Genomic DNA, 10,335 nt, shown 5'->3' on the forward strand with positions numbered 1-10,335 from the left:
CTAACAAAGGTAAATAAGAATTTTGTTAATTATAAATAAAAATATCGAGTAATACTATAGAATTAAAATACTCTATAATATTTATCTGTTATCGGAGTGCCCCAGGCTTTTATCGGGGTTAACACGATCGCGTACCAATTGCTTTAATTCTTTAATTTCGGGGAAACGGCCCTGTTCTTTGCGGTCAAACAGCACAATGCTGTCAACGCTGATGGTATATTTGCCGCTTATTTCACTCGGATGCAGCGTTACACCATAAACATCATCAGTAAAAGTGGTAAGCAGTTCCTGGGCCATGTAGGCCGCCCGCATCATCCAGTTACATTTGGGGCAATATTCAATGGTGATGGTTGGTTTCATTTTACTAATCTATTAATATAAAGCAGAGATATCTTAATTCGGCTGTATCAAATCCCATAAATTACCATACAAATCCTCAAACACGGCTACAGTACCATATTCTTCTGCTATTGGCGGTCTTACAAAATTAATATCCAGTTTAAGCATTTTATGGTAATCGCGCCAAAAGTCATCAGTATATAAAAACAGGAACACCCGTTTACCTGATTGATTACCAATGGCCTGCTTTTGTTCGTCATTAGCCGCTTTTGCCAGTAAAATATAACATTGTGCCTGTTTATCAGGTGCAATTAATACCCATCTTTTGGTATCACTTAAAGCGCTGTCTTCAATAAGGATGAAGTCAAGTTTTTGAGTGTAAAACTCAATGGCCTCATCATAATCTTTAACCAATAGCGCTATATGTGCGATATACCTTTTCATTTTTGAGGTACAATGAACCTTTCTTCATTATGAATACTCAATACCTCGATTGTATCGCCTACAGTAATAATACCAGTACCCCCATGGATCAGGTTTTGGCCAAACAGTATTTTATTATTCTTAAAACGATAGGACGCTAAAGTTTTTAAAGGTTCTTTAGCCTTTACCGCGGTTTGCTGGTTTATAGTGGTCATTATACAGCGGGCACAAAGTTTTGCGCCATAAAAACTAATGTCTGCAATGTGTATATGCTTCATCAGGTCTTCCTCAAAAGGTTCGCCGCCGATAAAAACAATATTCGGCCTAAACCTGTTCATGGGTAAAGGTTCGGCAAGGCGGTTATTCAAATCATCAAGCGATGCCTGACCGATAATTAAAAAGGGATAGGCATCAGAAAAAGAGGTAACTGAGCCTTCGGGAGCATATCTTTGATCAACTTCACGCCGGGTATCATCGGGCATATAAACCAGCCGGCATTTTATACCAAGCGCGGCACTGAACCAGGTGTCATGTTCATCACTCACAAATACACCAGGGCATGTATCATCCCAAATAACCACTTGCTGTTTGTTTGGGTTGTATTGCTTAAAAGGTATGCTGACAGATCCATTTAAATGGTGGGTAACCAATAAACCATCACTTTCAATCTGCACTTTCAATAATGCCATTTGTGGAAACTCCCTTTGTGTAAGGAAGCGGTTCTGCTCATTAACCAGCATCCAGCGCCTGTCATATTTTAAGCCACGATCAGTAACCTCCGAATGGGTTACGGCTATGCCGCCCAATGATTTTATAGGGTAAATATATAGTTCACTTATAGTAAGCATGGCATTGTGCAGGTGAGGGGTAAAAATATAAAATTTGATGCTGTTTTACGTGATTGAAATTAAGAATGTTAGAGTCAGGGGCCCGGAAAAGCGCAGACCAGGTGAGTCAATTCCCAATAAGTCTTTTGTAACCGCATAATTACAATCGATTGTATTTTTATGCGCTACTTGATTGCTTTAGTTGATTTTAATTAATAATATTGTTTATCCAATTACCAGAACCAATTCTTAATTAACCTTTAATAATTAGTTAAATTATGCCATTAAACAATGTAAGCGGCAAAGCTAAGGCCGATAATACCTATGATGCGATAGTTATCGGCTCGGGTATAAGCGGAGGCTGGGCGGCTAAAGAATTAACCGGAAGAGGCTTGAAAACCATTATGCTTGAACGCGGGCGAAATTTTGAGCATATCAAAGATTATAAAACAGCCAGTAAAGATCCCTGGGATTTTGAGCACCGTGGCAATGTAACACAGGCACAGCGCAAGGTGCGCCCGGTTATTTCACGTGGATGGGGCGCTACTGAGCCCATTATGGATTATTGGGTAAATGAACAGGAAGCTCCGTACACCGAAGTTAAGCCCTTTAACTGGTGGCGTTCTTACCAGTTAGGCGGACGTTCTATTTTATGGGGAAGGCAAAGTTACCGCTGGAGCGATCATGATTTTGAAGCTAATGCAAAAGATGGCTGGGCAATTGACTGGCCAATACGCTATAAAGATCTTGCACCCTGGTATGATCATGTAGAAAAATTTGCCGGAGTAAGTGGTTCATTGGAAGGTTTATCGCAATTGCCTGATGGGCATTTCCTGCCGCCTATGGATATGAACTGGGTTGAAAAGGATGTGGCTGAACGTATTAAAAAGAACTATAACGGTACAAGGCACATGATCATTGGCCGTTCGGCTAATCTTACTGCTGCTATACCAGGCCGTACAAAATGCCAGTTCAGGAACAGGTGCTGGGAAGGTTGTCCTTTCGGCGGATATTTCAGTACACAGTCGTCAACTTTGCCTGCGGCCCTTGCAACCGGGAACCTGACTGTAAGACCATTCTCTATAGTTACTAAAATATTATATGATAAGGATACCCAAAAGGCAACAGGGGTAGAGGTACTGGATGCCGAAACCAACCAGACCTATGAGTATTATGCAAAAATTGTGTTTGTTAATGCATCGGCTTTAAATAGCGCCTGGGTATTGATGAATTCGGCTATTGACATTTGGCCTGATGGGTTAGGCAGCAGCAGTGGTGAACTGGGACATAATATTATGGATCACCACTATAACCTGGGTGCATCTGGTAAAGTAGAGGGTTTTGAGGACAAATATTATTATGGCCGCCGTGCAAACGGTATTTATGTGGTGCGGTTTGCCAATTTATTTGGTGATAAGCGGGATTATTTGCGGGGTTTTGGTTACCAGGGCGCCGCAAGCCGTACAGGCTGGAGCCGGGAAATAGCTGAATTGAACATTGGTGCGCAATATAAAGATGCCATAACCGAACCTGGAGAATGGCAAATTGGGATTGGAGGTTTTGGTGAACTGCTCCCTTATCATGAAAACAAGATCACCCTTGACAAAACCCGGAAAGATAAATGGGGACTGCCAATTTTAGCTATGGATGCCGAAATTAAAGATAACGAGAAAAAGATGCGCATTGATATTATTAAGGAGGCAAAAGCCATGCTGGAAAGTGCCGGTGTTAAAAATGTAAAAACACACGACAGGGGGCACCATGTAGGCGATGGCATTCATGAAATGGGTACAGCAAGAATGGGCCGCGATCCTAAAACATCTGTATTAAACCAACACAACCAGGTATGGGATGCCAAGAACGTTTTTGTTACCGATGGCGCAGCCATGACCTCATCAGCATGTCAAAATCCGTCATTAACCTATATGGCCCTAACCGCACGCGCAGCCAATTTCGCCGCGGATGAATTAAAGAAAGGGAATATTTAAGGAGATAATAAACAAAGGATTAAAGATAGAAGGAAAGAACAAAAGATAAATCAAACATCATAAGTCATCCCGAATTTATTTAGGGATCTCACGAGCAGGGCCAATCATTGGAATTGACCTGCTCATGAGATGCTGGAAAAAGTTCAGCTTGACATAAAATAATTTAACCCAATATAACATGAAGAAACTAATCATCGTTGCCCTATTGATCAGCTCGGTATTTACACAGGCTTTTGCCAAAACCAAAGTATTGGTTTTTAGTAAAACAGCTGGTTTTCATCATAACTCCATAGCTGTAGGCGTTCCTGCCATTATAAAACTTGGTCAGGAAAATAATTTTGATGTGGATACCACTACCAATGCCGAAAAATTTACAGCTGCTAATCTTAAGCAATACGCGGCGGTAATATTTTTAAGTACTACCGGGGATGTTTTGAATGATACCCAGCAAACCGCTTTTGAACAATATATAAAAGCAGGTGGCGGGTTTGTTGGTGTACACGCGGCAACCGATACGGAATATGACTGGCCTTGGTATGGTAAACTGGTTGGGGCTTATTTTAAAAGTCACCCGAAACAGCAGAACGCTACCCTGCATGTGGTTGACCGTAATTTTATAGCTACCAAACACTTGCGCGAAGAATGGAAAAGATGGGATGAATGGTATAATTACAAATGGATTGGTGATGATCTGCATGTGCTGATCAAGATTGATGAGAAAAGCTATACAGGTGGCGAGAACGGTGATAATCACCCTATGAGCTGGTACCATGAGTTTGATGGCGGCAGGGCATTTTATACCGAACTGGGCCATACCGATGAATCATACGCTGATCCTTTGTATTTGAAGCACCTTTTGGGTGGGATACAATATGCGATAGGGAAGAAGTAATTGTCTGAATCAGAATTTACAGGATTTAAGGATTTTCAGAATAATCAAGTTACATTCTGTTAATTTTCAAATCCTGTAAATTCTGATTCAGATGATATTGTTTTACGCGTGTGCAATAGCATGTTTGAGTGCCGCGTTATGTTTATACCTAAACACAAACGGGAAAACAATAGCAATCACCAAGGCATACACCGCAAAAGTAAGCCAGATGCCGTGCCAGTTTTTGCTTTGATCGGGCATGGTGAAAAATTTATCAATAATTTCACCGCTTGCAAAACTGCCAAACAATGCTCCAAATCCATTTACCATCATCATAAATAAGCCCTGTGCACTGCCTCTTATTTCGGGAGTTGTTTGTGTTTCAACAAATAATGAGCCTGAAATATTAAAGAAATCAAACGCCATACCGTATACAATACAGGATAAGATTATCATCCACAACCCTTCGGCAGGGTTTCCAAAAGCAAAAAGCCCAAATCGTAACACCCAGGCTAACATGCTGAACAGCATCACATACTTAATTCCAAATTTACGCAGGAAGAATGGGATAGCTAAAATGAAGAGCGTTTCGGATATCTGGGATATGGACATAATGATAGCAGGATATTTTACTGCAATTGAGTCCTTATACGCAGCTACATTTTTAAAATCATGGATGTAGGTATCACCATAGGCATTGGTGAGCTGTAAAGCTGCTCCTAAAAGTAGGGAGAAAGCGAAAAAAATAGCAAATTTCGGGGTCTTAAATAAAGCAAAGGCATTTAWTCCTAATAAGTCTATAAACGACTTATTATTGGTTTTAGTTAAAAGAGGCGGGCATTTTGGAAGGCTGAATGAATAAATACCCAATGTTAAGGCTATTGCAGAGGCGATATAAAACTGGTTTGGCGAGGTTTCATTATGAGTGAGGCTTACTACCCATAGTGCCACAATAAAACCAATAGTTCCCCAGATCCGTATTGGAGGATAATCCTTCACTACATCTATATTGCTGTTTTTTAAAGCTGAAAATGCAACTGTTATTGACAGGGATAAGGTTGGCATATAGAAGATCATATTTAATAACATTACCCAGAAAAACGTGGAAGGATCTTTTACAAGGGGTAACGTAAATAATACCAATGCCCCTAAAATATGCATAATGCCGTATAGCTTTTCGGCATTTACAAGCCTGTCTGAAATAATGCCGGTAAGGGCCGGCATAAAGATCGCTGAGATACCCATGGTGGAGAAAATGGCCCCAAATTGGGCTCCCGACCAATGTTTATTTTGAAACCAATAAGCACCTATAGTTAAAAGCCAGGCCCCCCATATAAAATATTGCATAAAATTCATCAGAATTAAGCGAAACTTAATATTCATACAGTACCTGGTTTAATAAATATGATCAGTGTTAAATTAAAAATGGAAAGTAATGAAATAAATGTAAATCAAGAAACCGCCAAGCAGGGAATTTAGTAAAATGGGATGTATTTGACTATTGGAATTTTTAATACTCGCTAAAGTGTCTGTCATTTCGAGCTATAGCGAAAAATCTTATACACTATTCAAAGTTCCTATGAAAAGTCATATAAGATTTCTCCCCGTTCCTCGTTCGAAATGACATGGGTGATTGTTTTACCAATTAAKCTTCCGAAATCACTACTTTAAATTATGACGCTTTGCGCTTGTTTAACTCATCACGTATTTTGGCTGCTTTTTCGTATGATTCTTCGGCAAGCGCTTCCTGCAGTTTTGTTTTTAGCTCATCGATACTTAAGGATGCAAATCCGCTGCCTACCGCGGTACCAACAGATTTTTCTTCCTGGGTTTCGTTAATATTTTCAAGATAAACAAAATCATTGCCTTCAATTACAATGCCTGCGGTTGAAAGTATAAATTCGTATGTGAAAATAGGGCAGTCAAATCTAACAGCCACGGCAATGGCATCAGATGTACGGGCATCAATTTCAACAGACTTTTTACCATCACTGCAAATTAGTTTGGAGTAAAATATACCATCAACCAAATTATAAATGATGATCTCCTGCACCTCTATCTGGTAGGCCTGCGCAAAGCTCTTGAACAGATCATGCGTAAGCGGTCGGCTTGGGGTCATTTTCTCTATTTCGATAGCTATGGCCTGCGCTTCAAAGCTGCCAATAATTATAGGGAGCCTGCGGCGTCCGCTCACTTCGCCTAAAACCAAAGCGTAGGCACCTGATTGTGTTTGACTGTATGACAAGCCTACAATATCCAGCTTAATTTTTTTCATGTTATTACCCATCGCACCTAATAATTTATGCTGAAGCTTTATATTCTTTAACGGCCGCTATTAATTTAGGCACCACTTCAAATGCGTCGCCAACAATACCATAGTCGGCTACCTTAAAAAACGGAGCCTCGGGATCTTTGTTAATAACCACAATAACCTTTGAAGAACTGATGCCTGCCAGGTGTTGTATGGCACCTGAAATTCCTATTGCAATATACAAATTTGGACTGACAGCTATACCAGTTTGTCCAACGTGTTCACTATGGGGGCGCCATCCGGCATCTGATACCGGTTTTGAGCATGCTGTAGCTGCTCCAAGCAGTTCGGCCAGCTCTTCTACCATTCCCCAGTTTTCGGGGCCTTTAAGGCCGCGCCCTGCCGAAACTACAATTTCGGCATCGGGTAATGATACTTTATCGGTTGAGCGTACGATCTCTTTGATCATGGCTTTAAAATCCGACTCTTTAGTTTCTACTGTAAAATCTTCTACCTGGGCTGTTCCTCCGGTTTCCACAACTTTATAAGAGTTAGGTACCAGGGCAATAACCTTATTGGCCGACGTTAATTCAACAACAGCAAAAGCTTTGCCCGAAAACGCGGTTTTTTTAACGGTGAATTTACCTCCATTTTGTTCAGGTAATGCTACCGCGCCATCTGCAACGCCAGCCTCCAGTTTTACACCCAGTCTGGGAGCCAGGCCACGACCCGAGAAGGTATTGGATAATACTACAATATCTGCGCCTTGTTTTTTAGCAGCTTCGGCAATTACTGAGGCATAGGCCTGGTTTACAAAATTCTTCAATTTTTCTCCAGATACATGAAGCACCTTTTCAGCTCCGTATTTGCCCAAAGCAGCCAGTTCGCCGGCGCTTACATCGCCAATAGAAATAGCCACAAGGCTGGTGTTATTTTGATCGGCAATGGCCCGGGCATAAGTTACGGCTTCAAAAATCGACTTCTTGAATTTACCGCCGGCATTTTCCGCATATATTAAAACTGACATATTAAATGTTTTCGTAAAAATCGGTTTAAATTTAATTATATAACACGTGCTTCGGTGTGTAAAAGCTCAACCAGTTTAGCCGTATCATCAGCAGGTACCAGTTTAACCTGTCCACGTGGGGCAGGTGTTTCATAACTGAGAATCTCTGAAAATGTTTTTACATCAACTGGTTCAACAACAGTTAAGGGTTTGGTGCGGGCCGACATGATACCACGCATGTTAGGTATTTTAGGTTCTGCAACACCTTCGGCTGTACCTGCTACAAAAGGGAATGGAATAGTCAAAACTTCTTTGCCGCCTTCAATTTCGCGCTCAACAGTTGCATTGCTGTCAGTAGCATCCAATTTTTTAATGATGGATACCGATGGCATATCCAGCAGTTCGCCCAGCATACCGGCCACTTTTGAGCCGTTATAATCAATGGACTCTCGGCCGGTTAAAATAAGGTCGAATGGATTGGCTTTTACATATTGGGCTATTTGATAAGCCACATACCAGGCATCATGCGGTTTAGCGTTTATACGCACCGCATCAGTTGCACCAATAGCGAGTGCCTTGCGGATGGTGGCCTCTGTATTTACTTCACCAACATTAATAACCGTTACTGAACCCTTACCGCCATCGGTTAGCTCAATAGCGCGCGAAAGAGCTATCTCGTCATAAGGATTTAATATAAATTGAACACCATTTGTATTAAATTGGGTGTTGTTATCAGTAAAGGTTATTTTTGTGGTGGTATCAGGAACATTACTTACACATACCAAGATCTTCATATTAATAGGTTTTTGCAAATTTAGTTAAAAAAGATAGAGTTTAAAATGGAGTTGAGCAGATTGGATAAGCTATTAGAATTTATAAAGAATGAACCAGAGGACGAGTTCTTAAAATATGCCCTCGCTACAGAATATCTGCGTCTTAATCAGGCAGATAAGGCCTTGAGTTATTATGAGGATTTAATTACAAACCATCCTAACTATGTAGGCACTTATTATCATTTAGGCAAGCTATACGAAGCCCTTAACCGTAAACAGGATGCCATTAACACCTACGAAACCGGCATGAAAACCGCTAAACTGAAACGTGATAACCATGCGTTTTCAGAATTACAGGCTGTTTACAGACTGGCCATGGGTATTGAAGAAGACGATGATGACTATTAGTTCATTAGTTCACTGGTGTTTATTAGTTCATTAATAAACAATGGCTAAATTTAAACCCAGTACCAATAAACTAAATGAACTAATGAACCGATGAACATTACTAAACGGCATCTTCTATTTCTCCGCGACGTTTTTATTTACACATTTACCGCTTTTGGGGGGCCCCAGGCACACATAGCTGTTTTGCTACGCGAATTTGTTGAAAAAAGACGTTATATAACCGAAGATGAACTGATGGAACTAAATGCGCTGTCGCAGGTATTGCCCGGTCCGTCATCAACCCAAACACTGGTTGGCATAGCCTGGAAGGTAGGGGGGCTGCGGTTAGCGCTGATCACTTTCCTGATATGGATCCTGCCATCGGCAGCAATAATGGGAGTAGCAGCCATCAGCTATAAAATGTTTGCCAATCATGCTAAGTTTGCACATGTAATTACCTATATACAACCTATGGCCGTGGGGATAGTAGCTTACGCTACCTACACCTTTGCCAACAGGTTTTTAAAAACACGGGTGAGCACTATGCTGGCCATCGGATCGCTCATAGCAACGCTTATTTTACAAAATGCCTACGCTTTTCCAATATTGGTTTTATTAGGGGGCATTATATCATCGGCCATGGAAACACAGCCGCAGGAAAATGAGCTGCGGGTTAAGCTATATTCAAACGTAAACCCTAATAAAGTAGCTTATTTTATTGGAATATTGTTGTTTTTTGCTGCTTTGGGTGCCATTATTAACCAAACATCACCATTTAGTTTACCCATACGTTTGTTTGAAAACTTTTACCGTAACGGTATATTGATATTTGGCGGCGGACAGGTTATGGTACCATTAATGTATACCGAATTTGTGGAGGTTAAACATTACCTGAGCAATTCGGAGTTTCTTTCGGGCTATGCCTTGCAACAGGCCTTACCAGGCCCAACATTTTCTTTTACCTCATTTTTAGGTGGTATTACATTAGGAAACAAGGGTTTTGGTATTGGCGGCCAGATTGTAGGTAGCCTGGTAGCGGTGATAGGTGTAAATACACCGGGTCTGATACTGATATTGTTCATCGTACCTTTTTGGGAGGATCTGAAAAGAATAACCCGTATCAAAAATTCATTAAGCGGCATTAATGCGGTTGCAGTAGGTTTTATGGCCACTGCGTTTATTTTATTGGTAAAGCCATTTGGGGGTGATTGGGTAGCTTATGGCTTAATGACCGGCACCTTTGCCCTGCTACATTTTACCAAAATAAAAACCCCGGTAGTTATCATCATCGGAGTTTTGCTGGGGATATTTTTTTAAGCCCCCCGGCCCCTAAAGGGGGAGCTTTTGAATGTGCAAATGGCAGATGTGCAGATGTTAGCAAATCGCAAAATAATAAAGCCCTGCTTTTTTAAAACAGGGCTTTATTATAAGGCTTTTATTCAATTACTTTAGGGCGTCTTTAAACGAAGC

General features: G+C 40.9%; 11 protein-coding genes. 4 read left to right on the plus strand and 7 right to left on the minus strand.

Going from position 1 to position 10,335, the window contains the following annotated elements:
- Nucleotides 1–81 precede the first annotated feature (81 nt).
- Genes AC1DRQ_RS26805 through AC1DRQ_RS26815 form a run of 3 tightly spaced genes read right to left on the minus strand, consistent with a single transcriptional unit; the run spans nucleotide 82 to nucleotide 1,610 of the window.
- Complete coding sequence (locus AC1DRQ_RS26805) at nucleotides 82–360, minus strand: Rdx family protein (RefSeq protein ID WP_477428473.1); 279 nt, start codon at nucleotides 358–360, stop codon at nucleotides 82–84.
- A 33-nt stretch (nucleotides 361–393) separates the two neighbouring features.
- Nucleotides 394–783, minus strand: a complete 390-nt coding sequence (locus tag AC1DRQ_RS26810) for a VOC family protein (protein WP_477428475.1) — start codon at nucleotides 781–783, stop codon at nucleotides 394–396.
- Nucleotides 780–1,610 (minus strand): MOSC domain-containing protein, encoded by an 831-nt coding sequence (locus tag AC1DRQ_RS26815; protein WP_477428477.1) that lies wholly within the window; start codon nucleotides 1,608–1,610, stop codon nucleotides 780–782. Before AC1DRQ_RS26815 ends, AC1DRQ_RS26810 begins: the two co-directional genes overlap by 4 nt.
- A gap of 257 nt (nucleotides 1,611–1,867) precedes the next feature.
- On the opposite strand from AC1DRQ_RS26815, the gene AC1DRQ_RS26820 reads away from it, so the two are divergent.
- Both AC1DRQ_RS26820 and AC1DRQ_RS26825 read left to right on the plus strand, forming a co-directional pair.
- Nucleotides 1,868–3,577 (plus strand): GMC oxidoreductase, encoded by a 1,710-nt coding sequence (locus AC1DRQ_RS26820; protein WP_477428479.1) that lies wholly within the window; start codon nucleotides 1,868–1,870, stop codon nucleotides 3,575–3,577.
- 178 nt (nucleotides 3,578–3,755) lie between these two features.
- Nucleotides 3,756–4,469, plus strand: a complete 714-nt coding sequence (locus tag AC1DRQ_RS26825; protein WP_477428481.1) for a ThuA domain-containing protein — start codon at nucleotides 3,756–3,758, stop codon at nucleotides 4,467–4,469.
- A gap of 102 nt (nucleotides 4,470–4,571) precedes the next feature.
- On the opposite strand, the gene AC1DRQ_RS26830 is transcribed toward AC1DRQ_RS26825, so the two are convergent.
- The 4 genes from AC1DRQ_RS26830 to AC1DRQ_RS26845 form a co-directional block, all read right to left on the minus strand.
- A complete protein-coding gene (locus tag AC1DRQ_RS26830) occupies nucleotides 4,572–5,831 on the minus strand; it encodes a nucleoside permease (RefSeq protein WP_477428483.1) in 1,260 nt (419 codons plus the stop codon).
- Nucleotides 5,832–6,120: 289 nt separating this feature from the next.
- A complete protein-coding gene (locus AC1DRQ_RS26835; RefSeq protein ID WP_429392312.1) occupies nucleotides 6,121–6,723 on the minus strand; it encodes a bifunctional nuclease family protein in 603 nt (200 codons plus the stop codon).
- A 25-nt stretch (nucleotides 6,724–6,748) separates the two neighbouring features.
- Entirely contained in the window at nucleotides 6,749–7,726 is a 978-nt protein-coding gene (locus tag AC1DRQ_RS26840) for an electron transfer flavoprotein subunit alpha/FixB family protein (RefSeq protein WP_429392315.1), read from the minus strand.
- 35 nt (nucleotides 7,727–7,761) lie between these two features.
- Nucleotides 7,762–8,499, minus strand: coding sequence for an electron transfer flavoprotein subunit beta/FixA family protein (locus tag AC1DRQ_RS26845; RefSeq protein WP_429392317.1), 738 nt, complete (start codon nucleotides 8,497–8,499; stop codon nucleotides 7,762–7,764).
- A gap of 60 nt (nucleotides 8,500–8,559) precedes the next feature.
- Here AC1DRQ_RS26845 and AC1DRQ_RS26850 point away from each other — a divergent pair, with 60 nt between their 5' ends.
- A complete protein-coding gene (locus AC1DRQ_RS26850) occupies nucleotides 8,560–8,886 on the plus strand; it encodes a tetratricopeptide repeat protein (RefSeq protein ID WP_477428486.1) in 327 nt (108 codons plus the stop codon).
- Between the two features lie 90 nt (nucleotides 8,887–8,976).
- Nucleotides 8,977–10,182 carry a chromate efflux transporter gene (chrA, locus tag AC1DRQ_RS26855; protein WP_477428488.1) on the plus strand — a complete coding sequence of 402 codons (1,206 nt, stop codon included), beginning with the start codon at nucleotides 8,977–8,979 and terminating at the stop codon, nucleotides 10,180–10,182.
- Nucleotides 10,183–10,335 lie beyond the last annotated feature (153 nt).

This window comes from Mucilaginibacter sp. P4_E8 (assembly GCF_056401495.1).

Excerpts from the sequence above, each read along its gene's own strand:
- AC1DRQ_RS26805 (WP_477428473.1), bottom strand. The coding sequence starts at position 360 with ATGAAACCAACCATCACCATTGAATATTGCCCCAAATGTAACTGGATG.
- AC1DRQ_RS26810 (WP_477428475.1), bottom strand. The coding sequence starts at position 783 with ATGAAAAGGTATATCGCACATATAGCGCTATTGGTTAAAGATTATGAT.
- AC1DRQ_RS26815 (WP_477428477.1), bottom strand. The coding sequence starts at position 1,610 with ATGCTTACTATAAGTGAACTATATATTTACCCTATAAAATCATTGGGC.
- AC1DRQ_RS26820 (WP_477428479.1), top strand. The coding sequence starts at position 1,868 with ATGCCATTAAACAATGTAAGCGGCAAAGCTAAGGCCGATAATACCTAT.
- AC1DRQ_RS26825 (WP_477428481.1), top strand. The coding sequence starts at position 3,756 with ATGAAGAAACTAATCATCGTTGCCCTATTGATCAGCTCGGTATTTACA.
- AC1DRQ_RS26835 (WP_429392312.1), bottom strand. The coding sequence starts at position 6,723 with ATGAAAAAAATTAAGCTGGATATTGTAGGCTTGTCATACAGTCAAACA.
- AC1DRQ_RS26840 (WP_429392315.1), bottom strand. The coding sequence starts at position 7,726 with ATGTCAGTTTTAATATATGCGGAAAATGCCGGCGGTAAATTCAAGAAG.
- AC1DRQ_RS26845 (WP_429392317.1), bottom strand. The coding sequence starts at position 8,499 with ATGAAGATCTTGGTATGTGTAAGTAATGTTCCTGATACCACCACAAAA.
- chrA (WP_477428488.1), top strand. The coding sequence starts at position 8,977 with ATGAACATTACTAAACGGCATCTTCTATTTCTCCGCGACGTTTTTATT.